A 26,736-nucleotide genomic window follows, 5' to 3' on the forward strand; every position below is an offset into this window, starting at 1 on the left:
TCAGCCGAAGAACCAGTAGCACACCGCGATGGCCGCGACCACGCCCGCCAGCTCGGCCGTGAGCGCGCAGGCCACGGCATGGCGCGCGCGCTGGATGCCGACCGCGCCGAAGTACACGGCCAGCACGTAGAAAGTGGTTTCGGTGCTGCCCTGGATGGTGGCAGCCACCAGCGCGGGAAAACTGTCGACGCCCTGCGTCTTCATGGTCTCGATCAGCATCGCGCGCGCCGCGCTGCCCGAGAAGGGCTTGACCAGCGCGGTCGGCATCGCATCGACGAAGCGCGAATCCCATCCGCCCATGTCGACCAGCCAGCGCAGCCCGCCGAGCACGAAGTCGAGCGCGCCCGAGGCGCGCAGCACGCCCACGGCGCACAGCATGGCCACCAGGTAGGGCAGCAGGCTCTTCGCGATGTCGAAGCCTTCCTTCGCACCCTCGATGAAGCACTCGTAGACCTGGATGCGCCGGATCGCGCCGGCCAGCAGGAACACGATGATGACGCCGAACAGCGCCAGGTTGCCCATGAGCGAGGAGAGCGATGCGATCGCCGCCGCCGACAGCGTGCCCAGGAGCGCCATGAAGCCGCCGAGCAGCAGCGCGCCCGGCACCAGGTAGGCCAGCACCACCGGGTCCCACAGGCGCAGCCGCTGCGCCACGGCCACAGAGAGCAGGCCCACCAGCGTCGATGCGCTGGTCGCCAGCAGGATCGGCAGGAACACCATCGTCGGATCGCTCGCGCCCTGCTGCGCGCGGTACATGAAGATGGTGACGGGCAACAGCGTGAGCGACGAGGCGTTGAGCACCAGGAACAGGATCTGCGCGTTGGTCGCCGTGACCGGATCGGGGTTCAGGCGCTGCAGCTCGCGCATGGCCTTGAGGCCGATGGGCGTGGCCGCGTTGTCGAGCCCGAGCGCATTGGCCGCGAAGTTCATCGTGATGAGCCCCAGCGCCGGATGCCCCGCGGGCACGCCCGGCATCAGCCGCCTGAAGAGCGGGCCGAGCAGCCGTGCGAGCCAGCCGACCAGCCCCGCCGCCTCGGCAATGCGCAGGAAGCCCAGCCACAGCGTCAGCGTGCCGAACAGCAGCACCATCACCTCGACGGCGAGGCGCGCCATGGCGAAGAGGCTCTCTACGATGGCCGCGAAGACCGCCGGGTCGCCGCCCCAGAGCCAGCGCCCGAGCGCGGCCAGCATCGCCATTCCGAAGAAACCCAGCCACAAGCCGTTGAGCACGCGTGTTCTTTCCCTTTTTCGTGAGCGCGATCATAGGGCTCCGCCGGCGGCGGCTTCGGGCTACAGTTCGGGCCATGGCAGCCTCTTTCCTGATCCGCAGGTTCGCGGCCCTCCTGTGGGCGGCCGTGGCTTCGGCATGGCTGGCGGGCTGCGCGGGACTGCCGCCGCCGCAGCCGCAGGCGCCGACCGCGGCCATCGAAGACGTGGCCGGCACCGCGCTCGGCCAGCTGGCGCGGCCGGGCACGCCCGGCACGGCGCCGGCATTGTCGGGTTTTCGGTTGCTGCCGGAGGCGGCCTTCGCGTTCGATGCGCGCATCTCGCTCGCGCGGCATGCCGAGAAGTCGCTCGACGTGCAGTACTACCTGATCCAGAACGACGACGTCGGCCTGCTGCTGCTGCGCGAGCTGCGCGACGCGGCGGCGCGCGGCGTGCGGGTGCGCCTTTTGGTGGACGACCTCTACACCACCGGCGAGGACGAGGTGTTCGCCACGCTCTCGGCGTTTCCGAATGTCGAGGTGCGGCTGTTCAACCCGCTGCCTTCGCGCGCCAGCTCGCTCCCGCTGCGGCTGCTGTTCTCTGCTGCGGATTTCGGCCGCATCAACCACCGCATGCACAACAAGCTGCTGGTGGCCGACAACAGCTTTGCCGTCTCGGGCGGCCGCAACATCGCCAACGAATACTTCATGCGCGGCACGGCCGCAAATTTCATCGACATGGACGTGCTCTCCACCGGGCCGGTGGTGCGCCAGATGTCCGCGGGCTTCGACCGCTACTGGAACAGCGAGCATGCCTGGCCCATCGAGCGCATCGCGCCGCTGCGCATGCCGGTGGACGAGGCGCAGAAGCGCTTCGACGCCATTGCCAGCGCCGCGCAGCCCGACGTGCCGATCCGCCCGCGCGACGTGATGGACAGGTCGCCGGTGGGCGAGCAGCTCACCACCGGCAAGGTCGACCTGCGCTGGGCGCCGTTCACGCTGTTCGTGGACGACCCGGCCAAGATCACGCGCGCACCCGGGGCGGCCTACGCGGGCAGCGTGAACGAGGGTGCCTTGGCTGTCATCAATTCGGGCAAGCGCGAGGTCAAGATCGCCTCGCCGTATTTCATTCCCGGTCCGCCGGGCATGGCCATGATGAAGGCGGCAATCGATCGCGGCGGGAAGATCACCGTGGTGACCAACTCGCTGGGCGCCACCGACGAGCCGCTGGCCTATGCGGGCTACGAACGCTACCGTGCCGACATGCTGAAGATCGGCGTCAACATCTACGAGATCGCGCCGATGCTCAGCAAGCGCTCGGGGCATTTCGGCGACTTCGGGCAGTCGATCAGCCGCCTGCACGCCAAGATCGCGGTGATCGACGAGGACCGGTTCTTCATCGGCTCGATGAACCTGGATCGCCGCTCCGCCGCGGTCAATACCGAGATGGGCCTCGTGATCGACAGCCCCGAACTGGTGGCCGACTACGAGAAGCTGCTGAGCGGAGCGCGCGTGAGCCTGGGCTACCGGCTGCGGCTCGCACCCAATGGACGCCGCGTGCAATGGCTCGAGTACGACGACGCCGGCGGCGACATCGTCCACGAGGACGAGCCCGGGGAGTTTCTCTGGCTGCGCTTCAAGAACTGGCTGCTGCTGCCCATCGTGGGCGAAGACCTGCTGTAGCCGCGGCTTCAGGCCACTTCGATCAGCAGGTCCGGGCGAAAGCCTTCCTGTTCGCCCTTGCTGCGGTAGCCGAGCGGGTTGGCCACCACGCGGCAGCCGTCCTTCACGTAGTCGAAGGCGCAGTGCAGGTGGCCGTGCAGCCACAGCCGGGCGCGGGGCAGCAGCGCGTCGAGCGAATTGCAGAAACCCGCCGTGCCCGGCGTCAGGCCGTAGCGCGGATCGGCACTGGCGAGGCTGGGCGCGAAATGCGTGATGGCGACCGTGGTGCCGTCGAAGGGTTCGGCCAGCGCGTCCGCCAGCCAGGCCTGGCATGCCAGTGCCTGCTCGCGCATGGCACCGGCCATGAAGGGCTGGCCGTGGCGCACCGTGGCGGCTTTTTCCAGGTAGAAGTCGGCCGCCCGCATGGCCTTGCCGCGCTTCTTGAGTGCGTCGGCCAGGCCGTCGGTGGGCGTCACCAGCGCGTCGAAGTCGGCCCAGAGCGTGGTGCCGACGAAGCGGATGCCGCCGATGACCGCCGTCTCGCGCTCGAGCCAGAGGATGTCCAGCTCCTGGCACAGCGCGCGCAGGCGCTCGTGGGTCTGGTCGAAATCGGCGCTGTCGTATTCATGGTTGCCCGGCACGTAGATCACGGGCACGGGCCAGCCGTTGCGGGGCGAGAAGCGGCCCAGCCCGAAATCGGTCTCGGTCAGGCGGGAGCCTTGCTGGTAGGAGCCGATGTCGCCCGCGAGCACCAGCATGTCGGCGCCGGACGCGGGCTCGACATGGAACCGGGGATGGGACTCCAGGTGCAGGTCTGAGAGCAGTTGAAGCTTCATCGGGCAACCAGTCTAGAGGAATCAGCCCATGCATAAAGCGCATGGCGGGGGGCTTTCAATATTAGGGATAACCCCTATTCTTAGGACATCAACCACTCCAGCGCAGCCCAGCGCAGCGCACCGTCATGTTCAGCCTCATTGCCCAAGTGGCCCGTTTTTTCCGTTCTTCCAATGACAGCAACCCGGCCAGCCATGCCGCGATGCTGATGGAATCCGCCGACGTCCGCGCCGGCCTCGATGCCCACCACGCGCAGGAACTGCGCGCGGCGGCCTCGGCCTGGCTCTCGGTCGTTCGCTGAAGGCCCCGGGTCAGCCGGGCACCTCGTGCCCGAGGGCCGGGTCCGCGAAGGCCGCCGCGGCCGAGCGCAACAGCGCGGCGCGCAGCCATGCGTGCGCATGGCCGTGCTGCGCGCGGCGATGCCAGATGGCGTCGACATGGACCATCGGCTGCTCGAAGGGCAGGTCGCGCAGCACCAGCTGGTCGTCGATGCCGGTCACGGTGACGAAATGGCGCGGCAGCACCGTGAGCAGGTCTGAATTGGCGACCACGCGGCCCGCCGTGAAGAACTGGTTCACAGTCACCACGATCCGCCGCTCGCGCCCCATGGCGCCCAGCGTCTGGTCGATGAAGCCGTAGGGACGCCCCGAAAAGCTCACGAGCAGGTGGCGCGCGGCGCAGTAGCCGTCCAGCGTGAGCGGCGCCTCCGCCAGCGGATGGCCGCGCCGCATCACGCACACATATTCGCCCCGGTAGAGCCGCAGGGTCTCGAATGCCACCCCGGCCCCCGACTGCCCGCGCGCCGCGAGGCTGGCGATCACGGCGGGAAAGTAGCCGATCGCCATGTCGACTTCTTCCTGCTCCAGCATGCGCCGCGGATCGCGCGTGGTCAGCGGCAGGACGCGCAGCGAGATAGCGGGCGCTTCCTTCTCCACGATTTTCACCAGCCCCGGGATGAGCTCGGCAGCCGTCGCATCGGCCATGGCGAGCAGAAAGGTGGTGTCGGCCGTGGCGGCATCGAACTCGCCCGGCGCGAGCGTGTGCTGCAGCTGCCTGAGCGCATCGCGCACCGTGGGCCAAAGCGCCAGCGCGCGCGGCGTGGGCTCGACGCCCGCGCCCGAGCGGCTCACCAGTTCGTCGCCGAGCACGTCGCGCAGGCGGCGCAGCGCATTGCTGACCGCGGGCTGGGTGATCGAGAGGTTCCGGGCCGCGCGCGTGAGGTTGCGCTCCGCCATGACCTCGTCGAAGACGCGGAGCAGGTTCAGGTCAAAGGTGCGAAAGTTGACGTCCATCAATGTCGTGAATGATAAACATCAGAAAGATAAAGTGGATAAACACTAGGGCAAACCCTAATATTCTCTCCATCGGCACTCAGCCATTCATCCCTGGAGGGATTCCATCATGACCAGCTTCGTCCACGTAGACCAACCCACTGTGCACCCTGGCGTCCACCGCGCCGAAGTGCTGTTCGGCCAGATCCAGGCCGCCCGTGCCGGCGCGAACGGTTCGCGTCCGCTGATTGTCCTGCTGATCGTCGCCGTGGCTTCCGCGGTGCTGGTGGTTGCCGACACGCTGGTGTCCAACTGGGACGAAGGCGCGCTGCTCGCCGCCTGGGCCGTGCTCTGCGGCGCCGCTTTTGGCATCGCCGCGCTGTTTGCCGGATCGCTGCGCAATGCGGCCGCCAAGGTGGCCGGCGTGCTGAGCGCCGCCGCCCAGCGCCGCGCCGCCGACCGTGCCGACGAGCGCTTCCTGGCCACCGCGCACAGCGACCCGCGTGTGATGCAGGAACTGCAGGCCGCCGTGTGGCGCCAGCAGTCGGAAGGCACGGCTTCCACCGCGTCCGTCGCCAAGGTTGACGCGCTGGCCCGCCGGGTCGCACGTGCCACCGACCCCCGCATGCCGACGCTCTACGAAGCCATGCGCCGCATGAACAGCTCGCGCTACTACTGATCGCCCGACCGGGGTTTCCGCCGAGTCATGAAAAAGCCGCCCACGAGGGCGGCTTTTTTCGTTGCTGCGGCCATCGCCGCAGAGGCCAGCGTCAGGCGGCCAGGCGCTGCTCGATGGCGGCCTTGGTTTCCGGCAGTTCCTTCGGCAGGTGGTGCGCCAGCTGCTGGAACAGCTCGGCATGCAGCTTCAGCTCGGCTTCCCAGGCGGCCTTGTCGATGCTGGTGACGGTGGCGAACTGCTCGGCGCTGAAGTCCAGGCCGGTCCAGTTGAGGTCTTCGTAGCGCGGGCTCACGCCGAAGACATGGTCCACGCCCTCGGCCTTGCCTTCGATGCGGTCGATGATCCACTTGAGCACGCGCATGTTCTCGCCGTAGCCGGGCCAGACGAACTTGCCGTCCGGGCCCTTGCGGAACCAGTTGGTGGTGTAGATCTTCGGCTGCTTGGCACCCGCGGCTTCGAGCTTCTTGCCCAGGTCGAGCCAGTGCTGGAAGTAGTCGCTCATGTTGTAGCCCATGAAGGCCAGCATGGCGAACGGATCGCGGCGCACCACGCCCACCTGGCCGACGATGGCGGCAGTGGTTTCGGAGCCCATGGTGGCGGCCATGTAGACGCCTTCGGTCCAGTTGCGGCCTTCGGTCACCAGCGGCACCGTGGTCGAACGGCGGCCGCCGAAGATGAAGGCGTCGATCGGCACGCCGGCCGGGTCGTCCCAGGCCGGGTCGAGCGCCGGGTTGTTGGTGGCGGCCACGGTGAAGCGCGAATTGGGGTGCGCGGCCTTGGCGCCGGTTTCCTTCGCGATCTGCGGCGTCCAGTCCTTGCCCTGCCAGTCGATCAGGTGCTCGGGCAGCTTCTTGCCGGGCACGTCGTCTTCCAGGCCTTCCCACCACACGTCGCCGTCGTCGGTGAGCGCCACGTTGGTGAAGATCACGTCGCGGTCCAGGCTCTTCAAGCAGTTGGGATTGGTCTTCAGGTTGGTGCCGGGGGCCACGCCGAAGTAACCGGCCTCGGGGTTGATGGCGTACATGCGGCCGTCCTTGCCCGGCTTGATCCAGGCAATGTCGTCGCCGATGGTGGTCACTTCCCAGCCGTCGAAGCCGGCCGGCGGCACGAGCATCGAGAAGTTGGTCTTGCCGCAGGCCGACGGGAACGCCGCCGCCACGTGGTACTTCTTGCCCGCGGGCGAGGTCACGCCCAGGATCAGCATGTGCTCGGCCAGCCAGCCTTCGTCGCGGCCCATGGTCGAGGCGATGCGCAGCGCGAAGCATTTCTTGCCCAGGAGCGCGTTGCCGCCGTAGCCCGAGCCGTAGCTCCAGATCTCGCGCGTCTCGGGGTAGTGGACGATGTACTTGGTCTTGTTGCAGGGCCAGGAGACGTCCTTCTGGCCGGGCTCGAGCGGCGCGCCCACGGTGTGCACGCACGGCACGAACTCGCCGCCGGTGCCGAGCACCTCGTACACGTCCTTGCCCATGCGCGTCATGATCTTCATGTTGACGGCCACGTAGGGGCTGTCGGACAGCTCGATGCCGATGTGGGCGATGGGCGAGCCGAGCGGGCCCATGCTGAACGGCACCACGTACATCGTGCGGCCCTTCATGCAGCCGTCGAAGAGGGGCTGCAGCGTGGCGCGCATCTCGGCCGGGGCCATCCAGTTGTTGGTGGGGCCGGCGTCTTCCTTCTTCTGGGAGCAGATGAACGTGCGGTCTTCGACGCGCGCCACGTCGCTCGGATCGGATGCCGCGAGGAACGAATTGGGGCGCTTGGCGGGGTTGAGCTTCTTGAAGGTGCCCGCGTCGACCAGCTGCTGGCAGAGGCGGTCGTACTCTTCCTTGCTTCCGTCGCACCAGTAGATGGCCTCGGGTTTGCAGAGCGCGGCCATGTCGGCCACCCAGGCCACCAGTTTTGCGTTCTTGACGTATGAGGGTGCCTGAATGGCGAGGCCCTGCATCGTGGGTGCGTTCATCGGAAATCTCCTAAGTTGAAAAATCGTCTTTCCGAACGGGGCGCCGCGCGTGCAGATGAGCGCGGAGGTCCGTTTGAGAAAACGTTTCCCTCAGGGAGACTGCGTCAACGCGGGCCGCAAGACCCGCGGACGAAGACGCGAATGGCTGTCAGGCCAAATAGACAGCGATGGACGCGAGCAGCAGCATCAGCACGCCGCCGGCCAGCGGCAGCACGAGCGGCATCAGGTGCACGACCGATTCGACGGCGTCTTTTTCAACGGCGGCGGCGTGATGGGGCTCGACGGGGGTGGGGTGGGACATTGATTACCTCGAATACTCAAATTCAAAAACTGGGGGGCATTTTACGGGCCGGGCCAGCCCGACCGGTCTAGGGGGTTGCCAGCCCCCTCAGTGCTGCTCTTCGGCCTCGAAGCCGGCGTCGTGCAACGCGCCCAGCACGCTGGCCAGGTGGGCCCGTCCACGGGTTTGCAGCACCAACTCGATATCGACATTCTGCGCCGCCAGCATGGTGAATGCACGCTGATGGTGCACCTCATCGACGTTAGCGCCCGCTTCCGCCACAGTGGCCGTGATCTGGGCCAACGAGCCCGGCACGTCGCGTGCGCTGACCCGCACCCGGGCCAGCCGGCCCGCCCGCACCATGCCGCGTTCGATGATCGCCGCCAGCAGCAGCGGATCGATGTTGCCGCCCGAGAGCACCAGTCCCACGCGCTTGCCCTTGAAGCGTTCCGGGTGCCGGATCAGCGCCGCCAGCCCGGCCGCACCCGCGCCTCTCGACCAGGGTTTTCTCGATTTCCAGCAGCATCAGCACGCCCTGTTCGATGTCGCCTTCATCGACCAGCAGCAGGTCGTCCACGTGCCTGGCGATGATTTCCTGCGTCAGCACGCCCGGCGTTCCGACCGCGATGCCTTCGGCGATGGTGCTCTTGCCCTGCAGGTGCCGGGTGCCCTTGACCGCATTGACCATGCCCGGAAAGCGCGTGGTCTGCACCCCGACGATCTCGATGCCGGGCTTGCGCTCGCGCGCCGCGATGGCCATGCCGGCAATCAGGCCGCCGCCGCCGACCGAGACGACCAGCATGTCGAGGTCGGGCACTGCGTCGAGCATCTCGAGCGCCACCGTGCCCTGGCCCGCGATGATGGCCTCGTCGTCATAGGGATGGACGAAGGTCAGCCCCTCGCGCTCGGCCAGCTCCAGCGCATGCGCGCGCGCCGCGTCGAGCGTGTCGCCGTGCAGCACCACCTCGGCCCCGAAGCCGCGCGTGCGCTCGATCTTCACGCCGGGCGTGAAGCGCGGCATCACGATGAGCGCGCGCAAGCCCAGCCGCTGCGCGTGATAGGCCACACCCTGCGCATGGTTGCCCGCCGACATGGCCACCACGCCGCGCGTGGTGTCCTGGCCGTCGCCCCGCGCGCCGTTCTCCGAAAGATCGACCAGCTTGTTGCAGGCCCCGCGTTCCTTGAACGAGGAGGTGAACTGCAGGTTCTCGAACTTGAGGAACACCTGCGCGCCCACGATCTCCGAAAGCGTGCGCGATTCGACGCAGGGCGTGTTGAGCACCTGACCCTGCAGACGCGCCGCGGCGCGCCGGATTTCTTCGATTCCGACCATGGCGGGCATTGTGGCTGGAATCGCACCATCAGGGTTTTTACCGTCCCAGCGTCTTCCCGAAGGCAAAAGTCTGCGTTATGGTCGCCCCAGGAATTCCCTCGTCTGGAGGTCGTCTGATGGTCAAGCGTGCGGGTGTCGATGTCGTGGCTGCTGCGGTGCGCGGGCAGGCCTTGCCGTCGCCCGGGCTCAAGGGGGCGCCAGTGCTCGAGCTCATGTGCTCGCACTTCGTGCTCACGCTCGCCGCCAAGCAGGGCCCGCGCTTCAACGTGCGCCGCGACATCAACGGCCTGCTCTCGCTGACCGGGCGCCACCTGGTGTGGCCGGCCGCGGTGCTGCATCGCCTGCGCGAGTTCCTCGGGCGCCGCTGCGCGGGCAACGAGGCCTGGAAGGGCGTCGAGAATTTCGACGGGCGCACGCTGCTGGAGCGCCACGGCGTGTGGCGCGGCCCGTACGAGGAAGGCACGCTCTTCTTCTACCTGGACGAATACGCCAAGGACCAGCCCAAGGATCTGCTCTCGGTGCTGGCCGTCACGCGCGACTGGCTCACGCATGCGCTGCGCAAGCAGTCGACGCTGGTCGAGAAGAACATCGATGCGCTCGCGGGTCTTTTGCAGCTCAACAAGGCCGAGCGCGCGCTGCTACTCTACGGCACGCTCGCGCGCTACCAGCGCGACCTGCGTTCGCTCCTGGTGGAGTTCAAGGTCAACAATGCGCCCGAGGCCTATGCGGCCATCGCCGACATCGCGGGCGTCAATGCGAGCGAGGTGGGCGAGGCGCTGCGCGCGGGCTCGCGGCTGGAGCGCATCGGCCTGGTCGAGAACCTGATCTCCGAGCACAACATCACCGACCTGGCCGACCTCATGAAGGTCAGCGAGAAGCTGCCGCCGGTGCTGATGCGCGAATACCGCGACCACAACGAGCTGATGGCCGTGTTCACGCGCCCCTCGGCCAAGAGCGCGCTCACCGCGCACGACTTTTCATTCGTCGAGGAAGACGCGCAGATGCTCGTCACGCTGCTGCGCGCCGCGGTGGCGCGCAAGGAGCCCGGCGTCAACGTGCTGCTCTACGGCCCGCCCGGCACCGGCAAGACCGAACTTGCCAAGGTGGTGGCGCAGGCTGCGGGGCTCGAGCTGTTCGAGGTCGAGTACGCCGACCGCGACGGCAACTCGCTCAGCGGCCGCGACCGCTACCGCTCGCTGCAGATCGCGCAGGTGTTCCTCAAGGGCAGTGCGCAGGCCGCGCTGCTGTTCGACGAAGTCGAGGACGTGTTCCCGCCCATCAGCACCGAAGCCGCGCAGTTCATGGCGCGCGCCGAGCAGGTGCCGGCCGCCGCCAGCGGCAGCGTGAGCGGCAAGGCCTGGGTCAACCAGATCCTCGAGGCCAACCCCGTGCCCACGCTGTGGGTGACCAACCGCATCGAGCAGATCGACCCGGCCTTCAGGCGCCGCTTTGCCTATCACCTCGAGCTCAAGTCGCCGCCGCCCGGCGCGCGCGAGCAGCTGGTGAAGAAGACGCTCGAAGGCATCGCCGTCTCGGAAGCCTTCACTGCCAAGCTGGCCGAGCGCAAGGGGCTCACGCCCGCGCAGATCCGCACCGCGGTGCGTTTTGCCGGCCTTGCGCAAACCGACGGTGCGTCGATGGAAACGCTCATCGAGCGGCAGCTCAAGAACGCCGACCTCGCGCTCGGCACGCTCGACACCGGCCTGGGCGAACGCCGCAGCGTCACGACCTACGACCTCGACATGCTCAACGTCGAAACCCGCTTCGAGATCCCGCGTGTGGTGGCGGCCCTCAAGGCGCGCGGCCATGGCACGCTGTGCTTCTATGGCGCGCCCGGCACCGGCAAGACCGCGCTGGCCGAGCACATCGCCAAGGCCATCGGCCGGCCGCTCATCATCAAGCAGGCCAGCGACCTCATGAGCAAGTACGTCGGCGAAACCGAGCAGAACATGGCCGCGATGTTCAAGGAAGCCGAGGCCGAGAAGGCCGTGCTGCTGCTCGACGAGGCCGACAGCTTCCTGCAGGACCGGCGCGGCGCGCAGCGCACCTACGAGGTGACCGAGGTCAACGAGATGCTCCAGGGCATGGAGCGCTTCAACGGCATCTTCATCTGCACCACCAATCTGCTCGACCGGCTCGACCAGGCGGCGCTGCGGCGCTTCACCTTCAAGATCAAGTTCATGCCGCTGACCGCGCCGCAGCGCGAGCGCATGTTCGTGACCGAGGCGCTGGCCGGCGACGCCGCGCTGCTCACCGCCGAAGCGAAGGCGCGCCTCGCGCAGATGCGCCAGCTGTGCCCGGGCGATTTCGCGGCCGTAAAGCGGCAGACGGACATCCTCGCGGTCGATTTCTCGGCCGCCGAATTCCTCGACCAGCTCGAGGCCGAGCACCGCATCAAGCCCGAGGTGCGCGAATCGCGCGGCATGGGCTTCGTGCAATAGAGAGACAGACAGCGGCAGGGAACACGTCCGCCGCACCACGGCAAACAAGAAACCGGTCCGATCGCACAGGACCCGCAGGAGGGACTCGATGAACTCAGGCAACGCGAACGCGCGGGAAGTGCCGCGCTCGACGGGTTCCGGATCTGCCGCGGCCGCATTCGTGCTGGCCTGCGCGGTGCTGGCCCTCGCGGGCTGCGGCGGTGGGGGCGGCGGCGGAGGAGCGAGCGGCGGGGGATTCCCGATCATCGCGCCCCCCAGCGTCGCACCGCCCGCCGCCAGCGGCGGCGATGACGACGCCATCCTCGCCTCTTCCACCGTGGCGGGCCTGTGCGCCGCGCCGCGCACCGGCATCGACCCCGAGACCGGCGCGGCCTATCCCGACAAGCCCGGCACGCTGACCCAAGAGAAGCGCTGGGTGCGCGGCTGGATCGACGAAACCTATCTCTGGTTCGGCGAGGTGCCGGCCACGCTCAAGGCGGCCGACTACGCCACGCCGGTCGCGTATTTCAGCGTGCTCAAGACCCCGGCCCTCACGGCGTCGGGCCGCGCGAAGGACCGCTTCCACTATGTGTACGACACCGAGCGCTTCCGGCAGCTGTCGCAGAACGGCGTGGCGCCGGGCTACGGCATGGAGTTCGCGTTCCTGCGCAACTCGCGGCCGCGCGACCTGCGCATCGCGTTCACCGAGCCCGGTTCGCCCGCGGCCGCGGCCGGCATCGGCCGGGGCGCCAAGGTGCTCGAGGTGGACGGCGTCGACGTGATCGATGGCACCAACACCACGGTCATCAACCGCGGCATCTCGCCGACGGCGGTCGGCGAATCGCACACCTTCAAGCTGCAGGAAGGCGGCGCCACGCGCACCGTGACGCTGGCGGCCGCAAACGTCACGCGCACGCCGGTGCAGAACGTGAAGAGCATCGACACCGCCAGCGGCCGCGTGGGCTACCTGCTCTTCAACGACCACATCACGACCTCGGAGACGCAGCTCATCGCTGCGTTCAACCAGTTCAGGCAGGACGGCGTGCAGGACCTGGTGCTCGACATGCGCTACAACGGCGGCGGCCAGCTCAACATCGCGAGCCGGCTCGCCGCCATGGTGTCGTCGTCGGGCGCCACCTCGGGCAAGACCTTCGAGCGCCTCGCCTTCAACGACAAGAACCCGTTCCACCTGACGGCGGCGCAGACGGTCATTCCGTTCTATGGCACGAGCCGCACCGGCGCCACGCTGCCGCGGCTGGCCCTTTCGCAGGTGACGGTGCTGGTCGGCCCCGACACCTGCTCGGCCAGCGAATCGGTCGTCAACAGCCTGCGCGGCATCGACGTCAAGGTCAACCTCGTGGGCGGCGCGACCTGCGGCAAGCCCTATGGGTTCTTTCCGCAGGACAACTGCGGCACCAGCTACTTCGCGATCCAGTTCCAGGGCGTCAACGCCAAGGGCTTCGGCGACTACGGCGACGGCTTTGCGCCCGACTGCGCCGTGGCGGACGATTTCGACCACGCGCTCGGCGATCCCTCCGAGGCGCGGCTGGCAGCCGCGCTCGCAATGCGCGGCGGAGGCGCCTGCCCCGCGTCGGCTTCTGCCAAGAGCTTGCCCGGGCTCGAGAAATCCGGAACCGCCGGGGAGCAGCCCTACCTGCTTGATCGAACGCCGCTGCGCGAGATGCGGCTGTTCGACGCCGCGCCTGCGCCGGGCTGAGAGGCGCGGCGCGCCCCGGACCGGCGCCGAACCCGCCCCTTCAGAATGCCGAGCAGACCCGCAGCACTTCCGTGCCGTAGGCCTCGAGCTTCTTGGTGCCGATGCCGCTGATGCCCTGCAGGTCTTCGAGCGTCGCGGGCGCGCGCTCGGCAATGGCCGCCAGAGTGGCGTCGTGGAAGATCACGTAGGCCGGCAGGTTGTGCTCGCGTGCCACTTCGGCGCGCCAGGCCTTGAGCGCCTCGAAGCGCTTCTGGCCGGTGCCGTCGAGCTTGGCGGCCGCCGGTGACGGCGCGCCCTTGGCGACTTTTTCCCGCCGGGGCTTGCGCTCCGCCGGCGACGAGATCGACTCGCGCAGCGTCACGTTCGATTCGCCCTTGAGCACCGCACGCGATCCTTCGGTGAGCTTCAGCGTGTTGAAGGCCTCGGCATCCACGGCCAGCGCGCCCGTGGCGATCAGCTGCCGCAGCACGCCGCGCAATTGCACCTCGCTGAACTCCGCACCGAGCCCGAAGGTGCTGATGCGCTCGTGCCCGAACTGCTTGACCTTCTCGGTCTCCTTGCCGCGCAGGATGTCCATGATGTGGCCCGCACCGAAGCTGATGCCGCTCAGTTGCTGCACGCGGTAGATGGTGGAAAGCAGCTTGCGCGCGGCATCGGTGCCGTCCCATACCTGCGGTGGGTTCAGGCAGTTGTCGCAGTTGCCGCAAGGGGTGCTCTGCTCGCCGAAATAGCCCAGGAGGCGCACGCGCCGGCAGTCGCTCGCCTCGGCCAGCGACAGCAGCGCATCGAGCTTGCCGCGCATCACCTGCTTGAACTCTTCGCCGGCCGGGCTTTCGTCGATCATGCGGCGCTGGTTCACCACGTCCTGCAGGCCGTAGGTCATCCAGGCATCGGCCGGCGCGCCGTCGCGCCCCGCACGGCCGGTTTCCTGGTAGTAGCCCTCGATGTTCTTGGGCATGTCCAGGTGGCCGACAAAGCGCACGTCGGGCTTGTCGATGCCCATGCCGAACGCGATGGTCGCGACCATCACGATGCCTTCCTCGCGCAGGAACCGGTCCTGGTGCTTCTGGCGCACCGCGGCGTCCAGGCCGGCGTGATAGGGCAGCGCGTTGATGCCTGCGCCCTTCAGCATCACGGCCACGTCTTCCACCCGCTTGCGCGACTGGCAATAGACCACGCCCGCATCGCCCTCGTGCTCGCGCTCGATGAAGCGCAGCAGCTGCGTGGTGGCGTCCTTCTTCTCGACGATGGTGTAGCGGATGTTCGGCCGGTCGAAGCTGGAGACGAATTGGCGCGCCTCCTCCAGCTGCAGCCGCTCGACGATGTCGGCGCGCGTGAGCGCATCGGCGGTGGCCGTGAGCGCAATGCGCGGCACGCCGGGGTAGCGCTCGTGCAGCACCGTGAGCGCGCGGTATTCGGGGCGGAAGTCGTGGCCCCACTGGCTCACGCAATGCGCCTCGTCGATCGCGAACAGCGAGAGCTTGCCGCGCTCCTTCAGCGAATCGAGCTGCGACAGGAAGCGCGGCGTGTTCACGCGCTCGGGCGCCGCATACAGCAGCGTGATTTCGCCGCGCAGCATGCGCCGCTCCACGTCCTGCGTCTGTTCCCAGTCGAGCGTCGAATTCAGGAAGGCCGCGTTCACGCCGGCCTCGTGCAGCGCGCCGACCTGGTCGTGCATCAGCGCGATCAGCGGCGACACCACCACCGAGACGCCGCGCCCCGCGCGCTGGCGTGCAATGGCCGGGATCTGGTAGCACAGCGACTTGCCGCCGCCCGTGGGCATCAGCACCAGCGCATCGCCGCCGCCCACCACATGGTCGACGATCTCCTGCTGCGGCCCGCGGAACTGCGAGTAGCCGAACACTTCATGAAGGATGTCGGCGGGTGCGCTGCTGCTGCCGGGGGCGTCGAGGGGGAGGGGGGCGAGCGAGGACACAGGCAGCGGTGCGAAGGGGCGGAAATGGAGAAAAACAGAACGAGGCCGGATTGTCCCCCAGCCGCAGCGGCATGACTGTGGCATGAGCTTTGCAATGATGAACCCCGTCCCGCCACCCTTCCTGTATAGACAGCAATCTGGTGCATTTTCCCGAGGGATGCACCGAAAACGGCACTCCCGGGTTATCCTGTATATACAAGTTGGGGCGCTTGGCAACAATGCGAGGTTCGTGCACCCCGGCCTCCGGAGCGCATCGCCGAGCTTTTTTCCCAGAGAACAGAACCAGGAGTACCCATGGTCAAACCGGTAATCGTGAAAGTCGCGTCGCTGCTGGCAGCAGGCGCTTGTGCAGCGGGCATGGCTGGCACTGCCGCCGCGCAGGAAACAAAAATCGCGCTCGGCATGTCCGGCTGGACCGGCTTCGCGCCGCTCTCGCTGGCCGACAAGGCCGGCATCTTCAAGAAGAACGGCCTGGACGTCGAACTCAAGATGATCCCGCAGAAGGACCGCCACCTGGCGCTGGCTTCCGGTGCCATCCAGTGCGCGGCCACCACAGTGGAAACGCACGTGGCCTGGAACGCCAACGGCGTGCCCATCGTGCAGATCTTCCAGATGGACAAGTCCTATGGCGCCGACGGCATTGCGGTGCGCAACGACGTGAAGGGCTTTGCCGACCTCAAGGGCAAGACCATCGGCGTGAGCGCGCCGGGCACCGCCCCCTACTTCGGCCTGGCGTGGATGCTCAACAAGAACGGCATGACGCTGAAGGACGTGAAGCTGGTCTCGCTCGAGCCGCAGCCCGCTGCCCAGGCCTTCGTCGCGGGCCAGAACGACGCCGCCATGACCTACGAGCCCTATCTTTCGACCGTGCGCGCCAATCCGACCGCCGGCAAGATCCTGGCCACCACGCTCGACTACCCGATGGTCATGGACACCGTGGGCTGCGCGCCGACCTGGCTCAAGGCCAATGCCAAGGCCGCGCAGGCGCTCACGCAGTCGTACTTCGAGGCGCTGGACATGATCAAGGCCGACCCGGCCAAGGCCAACGAGCTCATGGGTTCGGCCGTGAAGCAGACCGGCGAGCAGTTCGCCAAGTCGTCCGCCTTCCTGCGCTGGCAGGACAAGGCGGCCAACCAGAAGTTCTTTGCGGGCGAACTCACGAGCTTCATGAAGGAAGCCACGTCCATCCTTCTGGAAGCCGGCGTGATCCGCAAGGCGCCCGAAGACTACGCGGCGATGTTCGATGCAAGCTTCGTCAAGTAAGGCCCTGCCGCAGGTGCCGCCGCGTGCGGCGGCGCCCGCACCGGCCATCTCCGCCCACGCCGCGGCGCCCGTGCGGCGCCGTTCGTTCGCGCCGCTCGAACCCATCGGCGCGCGCGCCCGCGTGCTGCTCGGATTGGCGTTCTTCGTGGTGTTCGTGCTCGTGTGGTCCATTGCCACCATCGGCGGATTCGTGCCGCCCACCTTCCTCGCCAGCCCGGTGACGATGCTCAAGGAAGGCTGGATGCTGTTCGCCGAGTTCGGCTTCATCGGCGACGTGGGCATGACCGTGTGGCGCGTGTTCGGCGGCTTCCTGCTGGCGGCCGTGCTGGCAGTGCCGCTCGGCATTGCCATGGGCACCTGGAAAACCGTGGAAGCCTTCTTCGAGCCCTTCGTCTCGTTCTGCCGCTACCTGCCGGCGTCGGCCTTCATTCCGCTGCTCATCCTGTGGGCGGGCCTGGGCGAAATGCAGAAGCTGCTGGTGATCTTCATCGGCTCGTTCTTCCAGATCGTGCTGATGGTGGCCGTCACCGTGGGCGGCGCGCGGCGCGACCTCGTCGAGGCGGCCTACACGCTGGGTGCCAAGAGCCGCGGCATCGTGGCGCGCGTGCTCATTCCGGGTGCCGCGCCCGGCATTGCCGAGACGCTGCGCCTCGTGCTCGGCTGGGCCTGGACCTACGTGATCGTGGCCGAGCTCATCGGCTCGTCGTCGGGCATCGGCCACATGATCACCGACAGCCAGGCCTTGCTTAACACCGGTCAGATCATCTTCGGGATCATCGTGATCGGCGTCATCGGCCTCGTGTCCGACTTTGCTTTCAAGGCGCTCAACCGCCGCCTCTTCGCGTGGGCGGCCTTGTGATGACGAACAACCAACTCTCCATTCAAGGCGTCTCGCGCGTCTTCACCGGCACCAAGGGGCAGAGCACGCAGGCGCTGCTGCCGATCGACTTCGAGGTGAAGGAGAACGACTTCGTCACCATCCTCGGCCCCTCGGGCTGCGGCAAATCAACGCTGCTGCGCATCGTGGCGGGGCTCGACTTTCCGACCACCGGCCAGGTGCTGCTCGACGGCGAGCGCATCGAAGGCCCGGGCGCTGACCGCGGCGTGGTGTTCCAGAGCTACACGCTCTTTCCGTGGCTCACGGTGGCGCAGAACATCCGTTTCGGCCTGCGCGAGCGCGGCATGAGCGAGGCCGACCAGAAGGAGCGCAGCGAGTTCTTCATCGCCAAGGTGGGCCTGCGCGGCTTCGAGAACCATTTTCCCAAGCAGCTCTCGGGCGGCATGCAGCAGCGCACCGCGATTGCGCGCGCGCTGGCCAACGACCCCAAGATGCTGCTGCTGGACGAGCCCTTCGGCGCGCTGGACAACCAGACGCGCGTGCTGATGCAGGAGCTGTTGCTCGGCATCTGGGAGTCTGCGCGCAAGACGGTGCTGTTCGTCACGCACGACATCGACGAGGCGATCTTCATGGCCAACCGCGTGGCGGTGTTCAGCGCGCGGCCCGGCCGCATCAAGACCGAGATCGCGGTCGACTTTCCGCATCCGCGCAGCTACACCATCAAGACCTCGCCCGAGTTCATGGACATCAAGGCGCGGCTGACGGAAGAGATTCGCGCGGAGTCGATGGCGGCTGTGGAGCACTAGGATGAAGCGCTGCGCTTTTGTTCTTCGTGGTGCGGGTTTGGTGCGCTGTTCAGGGCGCGCTCGCGCCGACGGGGTACCTTTCTCCGCGAATGTCCCCCGGCCTGCGGCCTCCTCCTTTATTTCGCTGCGCAAGGCATCCCGCCAGCGCGAGCGTTGGGCAGAGCAGTCGTTGATCAGCCGGCACCACGACAGCGCTTGGTGTGCACAGGGCGCCGGGTGCTCCCCGCAGCGAAATAAAGGAGGAGCCGAAGGCGGGGGACATTCGCGGAGGGGAGTACCCGGTGGCCTGTGCACGCGCCCTGAACAACTGAGCCAAGAGCAAAGCCCAAAGCCGACATGAAGCGCGACCTCCCCTCCCTCGCGCTCTATGCGCAAGTCAAGGATCACATCTCCCGCAAGATCCAGGACGGCACCTGGCCGGCCGGCCATCGCCTGCCGTCCGAGAGCGAACTGGTCGCGCAGTTCGGCATCTCGCGCATGACCGTGAACCGTGCGCTGCGCGAGCTGATGGAGCAGGGCCGTATCGTGCGCGTGGCCGGGGTCGGCAGCTTCGTGGCCGAGAACAAGCCGCAGTCCACGCTGCTGCAGATCGCCAACATCGCGAGCGAAATCCGCCAGCGCGGCCATGACTACCGCTGCGAGATGCTGGCCGTGGAGCGCGTGGCCGCGTCGCCCGACGTGGCGGCCTGGCTCGACATGCGCGCGGGCACCTCGGTGTTCCACAGCGTCTGCCTGCACCTGGAGAACGACACGCCGGTGCAACTCGAAGAACGCTACGTCAATCCGCAGGTCGTGCCCGATTTCCTCGAGCAGGACTTTGCCGCCGTGCCGCCAAGTGAGTACCTGGTGCGCAACGTGCCCTTCGACCAGATCGAACACGTCGTCGATGCCGTGCTGCCCACCGCGGAGCAGGCGAGCCGGCTCGCGATGGAGCCCACCGACCCCTGCCTGCTGCTCACGCGCCGCACCTGGACGCGCAACACGCCGGTCACCTGGGTGCGCTGCCTGCACCCGGCCTCGCGCTATAGCCTGGGCAGCCGCTTCAAGGCCGACGGCAACCCCTCGTTCGGCTGATTTCTTTCGTCAAGGAAACCGAAGGTTTTCTCTCGCAACCACTTGTATAGACAGGTTCACATGCCAAGCAATCACACAACCGCCACCCTGACGCTCACACCCGGCAAGGTGGACCTCGCGATGCTGCGCCGCATTCAGGCCGGCGGCATGCAGCTCGCGCTCGACCCTTCGGTGCAGGACGGCATGAAGCGCGCCGAAGCGGCGGTGCGCCACATCGTCGACAACGACCAGGTGGTCTACGGCATCAACACCGGCTTCGGCAAGCTCGCGAGCACGCGCATCGGCAACGACCACCTGGCCGACCTGCAGCGCAACCTCGTGCTCTCGCACAGCGTGGGCACCGGCGAGCCGCTGCCCGCGCCCGTCGTTCGGATGGTGCTCGCGACCAAGGCCGTGAGCCTGGCGCGCGGCCACTCGGGCGTGCGGCCCGCGCTGGTCGACGCGCTGCTGGCGCTGTTCAATGCGGGCGTGATGCCGCGCATTCCATGCAAGGGCTCGGTCGGCGCCTCGGGCGACCTCGCGCCGCTTGCGCACATGGCCTGCGTGCTGATCGGCGAGGGCGAAGCGACCACGGCCGACGGTACGGTTGTCAATGGTGCGGAGGCCATGCGCCTCGTCGGCCTGGAGCCCTTCGTGCTCGGCCCGAAGGAAGGCCTGGCGCTGCTCAACGGCACGCAGGTGTCGACCGCGCTCGCGCTCGCCGGCCTGTTCGGCGCCGAGGACGTATTCGCCTCGGCCCTGATGTCGGGTGCGCTCTCGCTCGAAGCCATCCAGGGTTCGATCAAGCCCTTCGATGCGCGCATCCATGCCGCGCGCGGGCAGCCGGGACAGATCGCCGTGGCCGGTGCCGTGCGCACGCTGCTCGAAGGCAGCGAGATCGTGCCCTCGCACGCCGACTGCGGCCGCGTGCAAGACCCGTACTCCGTGCGCTGCATCCCGCAGGTGATGGGCGCCTGCCTCGACAACCTCGCGCATGCCGCGCGCGTGCTGGTGATCGAGGCCAATGCCGCATCGGACAACCCGCTGGTGTTCTGCGACACCGGCGAAGTGATCTCGGGCGGCAACTTCCACGCCGAGCCGGTCGCCTTCGCGGCCGACATCATCGCGCTGGCCGTGAGCGAAGTCGGCGCCATTGCCGAGCGCCGCATTGCGCTCCTGCTCGACACGGGCCTCTCGGGCCTGCCGCCTTTCCTGGTGCACGACGGCGGCCTGAACTCCGGCTTCATGATCGCGCAGGTGACGGCGGCGGCGCTGGCTTCGGAGAACAAGTCGCTCGCGCATCCCGCGAGCGTCGACAGCCTGCCGACCTCGGCCAACCAGGAGGACCATGTGTCGATGGCCACCTTTGCGGCGCGCCGGCTCGGCGACATGGTCAACAACACGGCGGTCGTCGTCGGCATCGAAGCGATGGCCGCCGCGCAAGGCATCGAACTCAAACGCGGGCTCAAGAGCTCGCCGCTGGTCGAAGCCGAGTTCGCCAACATCCGCCGGAAGGTCGCTTTCCTCGAACGCGATCGCTATCTCGCGCCGGACATCGAGGCCATGCGCCAGTGGGCGCTGAAGGCCGAGCTGCCCGCCGCGCTCTTGAACATCCTCCCCAGCCACGCCTGAACACAGATCAAGGAGAACCTCGCCATGAACGCACCCGAAAAGCTCCCGCTGCAAGACACCGACCCGCGCCACGATCCCACACGCGTGATCCGTGCCCCGCGCGGCAGCACGCTCAGCTGCAAGAGCTGGCTCACCGAGGCACCGTTCCGCATGCTGCAGAACAACCTCGACGCCGAGGTGGCCGAGCGCCCGCAGGACCTCGTGGTGTATGGCGGCATCGGCCGCGCCGCGCGCAACTGGGCCTGCTACGACCAGATCCTCGCGTCGCTGAAAGAACTCAACGACGATGAGACCTTGCTCATTCAATCGGGCAAGCCCGTGGGTGTGTTCAAGACGCACGAGAACGCGCCGCGCGTGCTGCTCGCCAATTCGAACCTCGTGCCCAAGTGGGCCAACTGGGAGCACTTCAACGAGCTCGACCGCCTGGGCCTCTTCATGTACGGCCAGATGACTGCGGGCAGCTGGATCTACATCGGCAGCCAGGGCATCGTGCAGGGCACCTTCGAGACTTTTGTCGAAGCCGGGCGCCAGCACTACAACAACAGCCTCGCGGGCAAGTGGATCCTCACGGCCGGCCTCGGCGGCATGGGCGGGGCGCAGCCGCTCGCGGCCACGCTCGCGGGCGCGGTGTCGCTCAACATCGAGTGCCAGCAGGCGAGCATCGACTTTCGCCTGCGCACGCGCTATGTCGACAAGCAGGCGCGCGACATCGACCATGCGCTCGAACTCATCAAGCAGCACTGCGACGCGAAGGAAGCCGTGTCGATCGCGCTGCTCGGCAATGCGGCCGACATCCTGCCCGAGCTGGTGAAGCGTGCGAAGGCCGGCGGCATCAGGCCGGACCTCGTGACCGACCAGACCTCCGCGCACGACCTGATCAACGGCTACCTGCCCTCGGGCTGGACGGTGCCGCAATGGCAGGCCGCGATGAAGGACGCCTCGCAGCATGCCGCGCTCACGGCCGCAGCCGCCAGGTCGTGCGCCGTGCACGTGCAGGCCATGCTCGACTTCCAGGCCATGGGCATTCCCACGGTCGACTACGGCAACAACATCCGCCAGGTCGCGTTCGACGAAGGCGTGAAGAACGCGTTCGACTTTCCGGGCTTCGTGCCGGCGTACATCCGGCCGCTGTTCTGCGAAGGCAAGGGCCCGTTCCGCTGGGTGGCGCTGTCGGGCGACCCCGAAGACATCTACAAGACCGATGCCAAGATCAAGGAGCTGTTCCCCGAGAACACCCACACGCACCGCTGGCTCGACATGGCGCGCGAGCGCATCGCGTTCCAGGGCCTGCCCGCGCGCATCTGCTGGCTGGGGTTGGGAGAGCGCCACATCGCGGGCCTGGCCTTCAACGAGATGGTGAAGAACGGCGAACTCAAGGCACCCATCGTCATCGGCCGCGACCACCTGGACACCGGGTCGGTCGCGAGCCCCAACCGCGAGACCGAAGCCATGAAGGACGGCACCGATGCCGTCTCCGACTGGCCGCTGCTCAACGCGCTGCTCAACACCGCGGGCGGCGCCACCTGGGTCAGCCTGCACCACGGCGGCGGCGTCGGCATGGGCTACTCGCAGCACTCGGGCGTGGTCATCGTGTGCGACGGCACCGATGCCGCCGCGAAGCGCATCGAGCGCGTGCTGTGGAACGACCCGGCCACGGGCGTCATGCGCCACGCCGACGCGGGCTACGACATCGCGGTGGCGACCGCGAAGAAGCAGGGACTCAACCTGCCGATGGTGCGATGACGCGCGGGGAAGGCGCGAGAGACCTCGTCATGAATAGCGTGCGGCGTTTCTCGTGCGCTGCGCTTCCGGCCGCGCCCTGGAAGAACGGCGGCGGCTCCACGCAGGAGATCGTGAGCTGGCCGCCGGGCGCGGGGCTCGATGGTTTCGGCTGGCGCGCGAGCATCGCGGCCATCGCGGCGGCGGGGCCGTTCTCGATCTTCGCGGGCGTCGACCGCAGCATCATGCTGCTCGAAGGCGACGGCGTGCGGCTGTTCACGCACGACGGGCGCGTAGAGCACCGGCTCGATGTGGCGCATCGTCCGTTCGCGTTCAGCGGGGACGATGCAATCGACTGCACGCTGCTGGGCGGCGCCTCGACCGATTTCAACGTGATGACGCGGCACGGCCAGTGGCGCGCCGACGTGCGGGTGCTGGACCACGCCTCGGCGGTGGAGACCGCAGCGCACGGCGTGCTGCTGGCCCTGCGCGGCGCATGGCGATTGAACGGCGAGCCCTGTGCCGAGGGCGATGGCCTGTACTGGACCGACACCGCAAAGGCATGGCAGGCCGAGCCGCAGAGCGAAGGCGCGCGGCTCGCTGCGGTTCGCATCCTGCCGGCGTAAGCTGCGGAGCGGGAGAAACTCGATGAACCCCACCCACGAACATCCATCGGCAGACGGCCTCTGGACCGGCCTGCGTCTTGCAACCGACCCGGGCACCGAAGCGGCCATCGTGGTCTCGGAAGGCACGGTCCGATGGGTCGGCGCCCGCGATGCGCTGCCCTCCGGATTCGCCGGCTTCCCGCCGCACGACGGCGGCGGCGCACTCGTCACGCCGGGCCTCGTCGATTGCCACACGCACCTGGTCTACGGCGGCCAGCGCGCGAATGAGTTCGCGATGCGGCTCGCGGGCGCCACCTATGAAGAAGTGGCCAAGGCTGGCGGCGGCATCGTCTCGTCGGTGCGCGCCACGCGCGAAGCCGACGAAGACACGCTCTTTGCGCAGGCGGCACCGCGCCTGGAGCAGCTGCTGGCCGATGGCGTGTGCGCGATCGAGATCAAGTCGGGCTACGGCCTGTCGCTCGAACACGAACGCAAGCAGCTGCGCGTGGCGCGCCGGCTCGGCGAGGCGTACGGCGTCACGGTGCGCACCACCTTTCTCGGTGCGCATGCGCTGCCACCCGAATACGCGGGCCGCAGCGGCGACTACATCGCGCTCGTCTGCAACCAGATGCTGCCCGCGCTCGCGGCCGAAGGACTGGTCGATGCGGTGGACGTGTTCTGCGAACGCATCGCTTTTTCGCTCGTGGAAACCGAGCAGGTCTTCAAGGCCGCGAAGGCGCTGGGCCTCCCGGTCAAGCTGCACGCCGAGCAACTCTCCGACATGGGCGGCGCGGCGCTGGCCGCGCGCTACGGCGCGCTCTCGTGCGACCACATCGAGCATCTTTCGGCTGAAGGCATCGAGGCCATGCGTGAGGCGGGCACCGTGGCCGTGCTGCTGCCAGGCGCCTACTACACGCTGCGCGACACGCATCTGCCGCCCATCCAGGCGCTGCGCACCGCGGGCGTGCCGATGGCCGTGTCGACCGACCACAACCCCGGCACCTCGCCGGCGCTGAGCCTGCTGTTGATGATGAACATGGCTTGCACGCTGTTCCGCCTGACCGTGCCCGAGGCGCTGGCCGGCGTCACGGTGCATGCGGCGCGCGCACTGGGCCTGCAGGAAACGCACGGCGCCATCGCCGAAGGCATGCCGGCCAACTTCGTGCTGTGGAACGTGCGCGATGCGGCCGAGCTCGCCTATTGGTTCGGCCAGCGGCCGGTGCGCAGCGTGGTGCGCCAGGGCCGCATCGCCGTGGGAGCCGCCGCATGACGCCATCGCTTTTCGCTGCCGACGCACTGCTGCCCGACGGGTGGGCGAAGAATGTCTTGCTCCAATGGAACGATGCCGGCCAGCTCACCCAGGTGCAGTCGGCCGTTCAGCCTGCCGCCGGCGCACGGGTCGCAAGCGGCCCCGTGATCCCCGGCCTGCCCAACCTGCATTCGCACGCCTTCCAGCGCGCCTTCGCGGGCCTCACCGAGCACCGCGCCGAGCAGCACGACAGTTTCTGGAGCTGGCGCACGCTGATGTACCGCTTTGCCGCGCGCCTCGGCCCGCAGCACATGGAGGCCATTGCCACCTGGCTCTATGCCGAGATGCTGGAAGCCGGCTACACCAGCGTGTGCGAGTTCCAGTACGTGCACCACGACGCCGACGGCCGTCCCTATGCCGACGATGCGACGCTGAGCCTGGCCTTGCTGCGCGCCGCGCAGAAGGTGGGTATCGGCTTTACGCTGCTGCCCGTGCTGTATCAAACCAGCGGCTTCGGCGGACTGCCGCCCAACGAAGGGCAGCGCCGCTTCATCCGCTCGACCGAATCGATGCTGCGCCTGCTCGACAAGCTCAAGCCCGCGTGCGACGCACAAGGCGCGCCCGGACCGCAAGGCGGTCCTTCGGCCCGCCTGGGCCTCGCGCCGCATTCGCTGCGCGCCGTGCCGCCCGATGCCTTGCGCGAAGCCGTTGCGGGCCTCGAAGCCATCGACCCGCGCGCGCCCATTCACATCCACATTGCCGAGCAGACCAAGGAGGTCGACGACTGCATCGCCTGGAGCGGGCAGCGCCCCGTGGCCTGGCTGCTCGACCATGCACCCGTCGATGCGCGCTGGTGCCTGGTGCATGCGACGCACATGGACAGCGCCGAATACGCGCGCGGCGCCCGGAGCGGCGCCGTGGCCGGCCTGTGCCCGACCACCGAGGCGAACCTGGGCGACGGCATCTTCGACTTCGGCGCCTGGCGCCACCATGGCGGCGCCTGGGGCGTGGGCTCCGACAGCCATGCCACCGTGAACGCGGCGGAAGAACTGCTGATGCTCGAGTACAGCCAGCGCCTGGGCAAGCGGCAGCGCAACGTCGGCGCCAGCGCGGCGCAGCCGCACGTGGCCACCGCGCTCACGCTTGAAGCGGTGCGCGGCGGCGCGCAGGCGTCGGGCCGGCCCATCGGCGGCCTGGCGGCAGGGCAGCAGGCCGACTTCGTCGTGCTCGATGCCGCGCATCTGGCGCTGCAGGGCCTCGGCGCGCCCGACATGCTGTCGTCCCACGTCTTCGCGAGCCACCGCACCTCGGCCATCGATGCCGTCTGGGTGTCTGGCCAGCCGCGCGTATTGGCAGGCCGCCATGCCCTGCACGGCGAGGCTGCCGCAGCATTCGTCGCGGCGCGCAGCCAGCTTCTTCTGGAAAATTGAGCCCATGCGTTTCATCACCACCGAACCTCCGTTCCGCTTTCGCCGGGGCACGCGTCCCTTGCTGATCTCGATGCCGCATGTCGGCACCCATGTGCCGCCCGCGCTCGCGGCCCGCTTCACCGAAGAGGCGCGCCAGGTGCCCGATACCGACTGGCACCTCGAACGGCTCTACGGCTTTGCCGACGCGCTCGGCGCCTCGGTGCTCGTCGCCACGCATTCGCGCTACGTGATCGACCTGAACCGTCCGCCGGACGGCGCGAGCCTGTACCCGGGCCAGAGCGTCACCGGCCTGTGCCCGGTCGATACCTTCGACGACACACCCGTCTACGCGTCCGCCGACGACCTGCCCGGCGACGAAGAAATCGCCGCGCGGCGCGATGCGATCTGGCGCCCGTACCACCAGCAGCTTGAGGCCGAGCTCGGGCGCCTGAAGGCCGCGCACGGCACCGTCGCGCTGTGGGACGCGCACTCGATCCGCTCCGTGCTGCCGCGCTTCTTCGAGGGCAAGCTGCCCGACCTGAACCTGGGGACCGCCAACGGCGCCAGCTGCGATGCGGGGCTGGCGGCGACGCTGCTCGGCATCGCCGAGTCGGCCCCGGGCTACACCGGCGTGCTCAACGGCCGCTTCAAGGGCGGCCACATCACGCGCCAGTACGGCAACCCCGCGGCCGGCGTGCATGCGGTGCAGCTGGAGATGACGCAGTCGAGCTACATGCAGGAGCAGCTGCCATTCGACTACCTGCCCGACGTGGCGGCCGGCGTGCAGCCGCATGTGCAGCGGATGATCGAGGCGGTGCTGGCCTTCGTTGAAGGCCGCTAAAGCACCGACGGCCGCCAAGGGCAG

Annotated in this window: 21 protein-coding genes and 1 pseudogene; 15 read left to right on the forward strand and 7 right to left on the reverse strand. The window is 68.2% G+C overall.

Annotated elements, in window-relative coordinates:
• The gene (locus ABID97_RS03340; protein WP_354397143.1) at positions 1-1,230 is read right to left on the reverse strand and encodes a spore maturation protein; all 1,230 of its coding nucleotides are present in this window, start codon (positions 1,228-1,230) and stop codon (positions 1-3) included.
• A 74-nt stretch (positions 1,231-1,304) separates the two neighbouring features.
• On the opposite strand from ABID97_RS03340, the gene ABID97_RS03345 reads away from it, so the two are divergent.
• Entirely contained in the window at positions 1,305-2,888 is a 1,584-nt protein-coding gene (locus ABID97_RS03345) for a phospholipase D family protein (RefSeq protein ID WP_354397144.1), read from the forward strand.
• A gap of 8 nt (positions 2,889-2,896) precedes the next feature.
• On the opposite strand, the gene ABID97_RS03350 is transcribed toward ABID97_RS03345, so the two are convergent.
• Positions 2,897-3,703: a metallophosphoesterase gene (locus ABID97_RS03350; RefSeq protein ID WP_354397145.1), complete on the reverse strand. Its 807-nt coding sequence runs from the start codon at positions 3,701-3,703 to the stop codon at positions 2,897-2,899.
• A gap of 125 nt (positions 3,704-3,828) precedes the next feature.
• Between ABID97_RS03350 and ABID97_RS03355 the strand changes: the two genes are divergently transcribed.
• On the forward strand, positions 3,829-4,002 hold the full coding sequence (locus ABID97_RS03355; RefSeq protein ID WP_354397146.1) for a hypothetical protein: 174 nt from the start codon (positions 3,829-3,831) through the stop codon (positions 4,000-4,002).
• Between the two features lie 10 nt (positions 4,003-4,012).
• Here the strand turns inward: ABID97_RS03355 and ABID97_RS03360 are convergent, their stop codons facing one another.
• Positions 4,013-4,993 carry a LysR family transcriptional regulator gene (locus ABID97_RS03360; RefSeq protein ID WP_354397147.1) on the reverse strand — a complete coding sequence of 327 codons (981 nt, stop codon included), beginning with the start codon at positions 4,991-4,993 and terminating at the stop codon, positions 4,013-4,015.
• 109 nt (positions 4,994-5,102) lie between these two features.
• Between ABID97_RS03360 and ABID97_RS03365 the strand changes: the two genes are divergently transcribed.
• Positions 5,103-5,651, forward strand: coding sequence for a hypothetical protein (locus ABID97_RS03365; protein ID WP_354397148.1), 549 nt, complete (start codon positions 5,103-5,105; stop codon positions 5,649-5,651).
• Positions 5,652-5,742: 91 nt separating this feature from the next.
• On the opposite strand, the gene ABID97_RS03370 is transcribed toward ABID97_RS03365, so the two are convergent.
• From ABID97_RS03370 to ABID97_RS03380, 3 genes and pseudogenes are all read right to left on the reverse strand, one after another.
• Positions 5,743-7,611: a phosphoenolpyruvate carboxykinase (GTP) gene (locus ABID97_RS03370; RefSeq protein ID WP_354397149.1), complete on the reverse strand. Its 1,869-nt coding sequence runs from the start codon at positions 7,609-7,611 to the stop codon at positions 5,743-5,745.
• Between the two features lie 148 nt (positions 7,612-7,759).
• On the reverse strand, positions 7,760-7,912 hold the full coding sequence (locus tag ABID97_RS03375) for a hypothetical protein (protein ID WP_354397150.1): 153 nt from the start codon (positions 7,910-7,912) through the stop codon (positions 7,760-7,762).
• An 87-nt stretch (positions 7,913-7,999) separates the two neighbouring features.
• Positions 8,000-9,224 (reverse strand): annotated as a pseudogene (locus ABID97_RS03380) (threonine ammonia-lyase).
• 116 nt (positions 9,225-9,340) lie between these two features.
• On the opposite strand from ABID97_RS03380, the gene ABID97_RS03385 reads away from it, so the two are divergent.
• Both ABID97_RS03385 and ABID97_RS03390 read left to right on the forward strand, forming a co-directional pair.
• Positions 9,341-11,665 (forward strand): ATP-binding protein, encoded by a 2,325-nt coding sequence (locus ABID97_RS03385; RefSeq protein ID WP_354397151.1) that lies wholly within the window; start codon positions 9,341-9,343, stop codon positions 11,663-11,665.
• Between the two features lie 88 nt (positions 11,666-11,753).
• Positions 11,754-13,361 (forward strand): S41 family peptidase, encoded by a 1,608-nt coding sequence (locus ABID97_RS03390; RefSeq protein ID WP_354397152.1) that lies wholly within the window; start codon positions 11,754-11,756, stop codon positions 13,359-13,361.
• A 40-nt stretch (positions 13,362-13,401) separates the two neighbouring features.
• Here ABID97_RS03390 and recQ read toward each other — a convergent pair whose 3' ends face one another.
• Entirely contained in the window at positions 13,402-15,297 is a 1,896-nt protein-coding gene (recQ, locus tag ABID97_RS03395) for a DNA helicase RecQ (protein WP_354397153.1), read from the reverse strand.
• 294 nt (positions 15,298-15,591) lie between these two features.
• On the opposite strand from recQ, the gene ABID97_RS03400 reads away from it, so the two are divergent.
• From ABID97_RS03400 to hutG, 10 genes are all read left to right on the forward strand, one after another.
• A complete protein-coding gene (locus ABID97_RS03400) occupies positions 15,592-16,560 on the forward strand; it encodes an ABC transporter substrate-binding protein (protein WP_354397154.1) in 969 nt (322 codons plus the stop codon).
• On the forward strand, positions 16,541-17,419 hold the full coding sequence (locus tag ABID97_RS03405; RefSeq protein ID WP_354397155.1) for an ABC transporter permease: 879 nt from the start codon (positions 16,541-16,543) through the stop codon (positions 17,417-17,419). Before ABID97_RS03400 ends, ABID97_RS03405 begins: the two co-directional genes overlap by 20 nt.
• On the forward strand, positions 17,419-18,204 hold the full coding sequence (locus ABID97_RS03410; protein WP_354397156.1) for an ABC transporter ATP-binding protein: 786 nt from the start codon (positions 17,419-17,421) through the stop codon (positions 18,202-18,204). The genes ABID97_RS03405 and ABID97_RS03410 overlap by 1 nt, the downstream gene beginning before the upstream one ends.
• A gap of 336 nt (positions 18,205-18,540) precedes the next feature.
• Complete coding sequence (hutC, locus tag ABID97_RS03415; RefSeq protein WP_354397157.1) at positions 18,541-19,278, forward strand: histidine utilization transcriptional repressor HutC; 738 nt, start codon at positions 18,541-18,543, stop codon at positions 19,276-19,278.
• Between the two features lie 60 nt (positions 19,279-19,338).
• A complete protein-coding gene (hutH, locus tag ABID97_RS03420) occupies positions 19,339-20,889 on the forward strand; it encodes a histidine ammonia-lyase (RefSeq protein ID WP_354397158.1) in 1,551 nt (516 codons plus the stop codon).
• Between the two features lie 24 nt (positions 20,890-20,913).
• Positions 20,914-22,632: a urocanate hydratase gene (hutU, locus tag ABID97_RS03425; protein WP_354397159.1), complete on the forward strand. Its 1,719-nt coding sequence runs from the start codon at positions 20,914-20,916 to the stop codon at positions 22,630-22,632.
• A 29-nt stretch (positions 22,633-22,661) separates the two neighbouring features.
• Positions 22,662-23,234, forward strand: a complete 573-nt coding sequence (locus tag ABID97_RS03430; protein WP_354397160.1) for a HutD/Ves family protein — start codon at positions 22,662-22,664, stop codon at positions 23,232-23,234.
• A gap of 22 nt (positions 23,235-23,256) precedes the next feature.
• Entirely contained in the window at positions 23,257-24,483 is a 1,227-nt protein-coding gene (gene hutI, locus ABID97_RS03435) for an imidazolonepropionase (protein WP_354397161.1), read from the forward strand.
• Complete coding sequence (locus tag ABID97_RS03440) at positions 24,480-25,892, forward strand: formimidoylglutamate deiminase (RefSeq protein ID WP_354397162.1); 1,413 nt, start codon at positions 24,480-24,482, stop codon at positions 25,890-25,892. Before hutI ends, ABID97_RS03440 begins: the two co-directional genes overlap by 4 nt.
• Before the next feature lie 4 nt (positions 25,893-25,896).
• Positions 25,897-26,712: an N-formylglutamate deformylase gene (gene hutG, locus ABID97_RS03445; RefSeq protein ID WP_354397163.1), complete on the forward strand. Its 816-nt coding sequence runs from the start codon at positions 25,897-25,899 to the stop codon at positions 26,710-26,712.
• The last annotated feature ends 24 nt before the right edge of the window (positions 26,713-26,736 follow it).

It is taken from the genome of Variovorax sp. OAS795, assembly GCF_040546685.1.
Taxonomy (GTDB): Bacteria; Pseudomonadota; Gammaproteobacteria; order Burkholderiales; family Burkholderiaceae_C; genus Variovorax.

Bases quoted from the DNA above. Each gene is read 5' to 3' on its own strand.
- ABID97_RS03345 (WP_354397144.1), top strand. From the start codon at position 1,305: ATGGCAGCCTCTTTCCTGATCCGCAGGTTCGCGGCCCTCCTGTGGGCG.
- ABID97_RS03350 (WP_354397145.1), bottom strand. From the start codon at position 3,703: ATGAAGCTTCAACTGCTCTCAGACCTGCACCTGGAGTCCCATCCCCGG.
- ABID97_RS03355 (WP_354397146.1), top strand. From the start codon at position 3,829: ATGTTCAGCCTCATTGCCCAAGTGGCCCGTTTTTTCCGTTCTTCCAAT.
- ABID97_RS03360 (WP_354397147.1), bottom strand. From the start codon at position 4,993: ATGGACGTCAACTTTCGCACCTTTGACCTGAACCTGCTCCGCGTCTTC.
- ABID97_RS03365 (WP_354397148.1), top strand. From the start codon at position 5,103: ATGACCAGCTTCGTCCACGTAGACCAACCCACTGTGCACCCTGGCGTC.
- ABID97_RS03370 (WP_354397149.1), bottom strand. From the start codon at position 7,611: ATGAACGCACCCACGATGCAGGGCCTCGCCATTCAGGCACCCTCATAC.
- ABID97_RS03375 (WP_354397150.1), bottom strand. From the start codon at position 7,912: ATGTCCCACCCCACCCCCGTCGAGCCCCATCACGCCGCCGCCGTTGAA.
- ABID97_RS03385 (WP_354397151.1), top strand. From the start codon at position 9,341: ATGGTCAAGCGTGCGGGTGTCGATGTCGTGGCTGCTGCGGTGCGCGGG.
- ABID97_RS03390 (WP_354397152.1), top strand. From the start codon at position 11,754: ATGAACTCAGGCAACGCGAACGCGCGGGAAGTGCCGCGCTCGACGGGT.
- ABID97_RS03400 (WP_354397154.1), top strand. From the start codon at position 15,592: ATGGTCAAACCGGTAATCGTGAAAGTCGCGTCGCTGCTGGCAGCAGGC.
- ABID97_RS03405 (WP_354397155.1), top strand. From the start codon at position 16,541: ATGCAAGCTTCGTCAAGTAAGGCCCTGCCGCAGGTGCCGCCGCGTGCG.
- ABID97_RS03410 (WP_354397156.1), top strand. From the start codon at position 17,419: ATGACGAACAACCAACTCTCCATTCAAGGCGTCTCGCGCGTCTTCACC.
- hutC (WP_354397157.1), top strand. From the start codon at position 18,541: ATGAAGCGCGACCTCCCCTCCCTCGCGCTCTATGCGCAAGTCAAGGAT.
- hutH (WP_354397158.1), top strand. From the start codon at position 19,339: ATGCCAAGCAATCACACAACCGCCACCCTGACGCTCACACCCGGCAAG.
- hutU (WP_354397159.1), top strand. From the start codon at position 20,914: ATGAACGCACCCGAAAAGCTCCCGCTGCAAGACACCGACCCGCGCCAC.
- ABID97_RS03430 (WP_354397160.1), top strand. From the start codon at position 22,662: ATGAATAGCGTGCGGCGTTTCTCGTGCGCTGCGCTTCCGGCCGCGCCC.
- hutI (WP_354397161.1), top strand. From the start codon at position 23,257: ATGAACCCCACCCACGAACATCCATCGGCAGACGGCCTCTGGACCGGC.
- ABID97_RS03440 (WP_354397162.1), top strand. From the start codon at position 24,480: ATGACGCCATCGCTTTTCGCTGCCGACGCACTGCTGCCCGACGGGTGG.
- hutG (WP_354397163.1), top strand. From the start codon at position 25,897: ATGCGTTTCATCACCACCGAACCTCCGTTCCGCTTTCGCCGGGGCACG.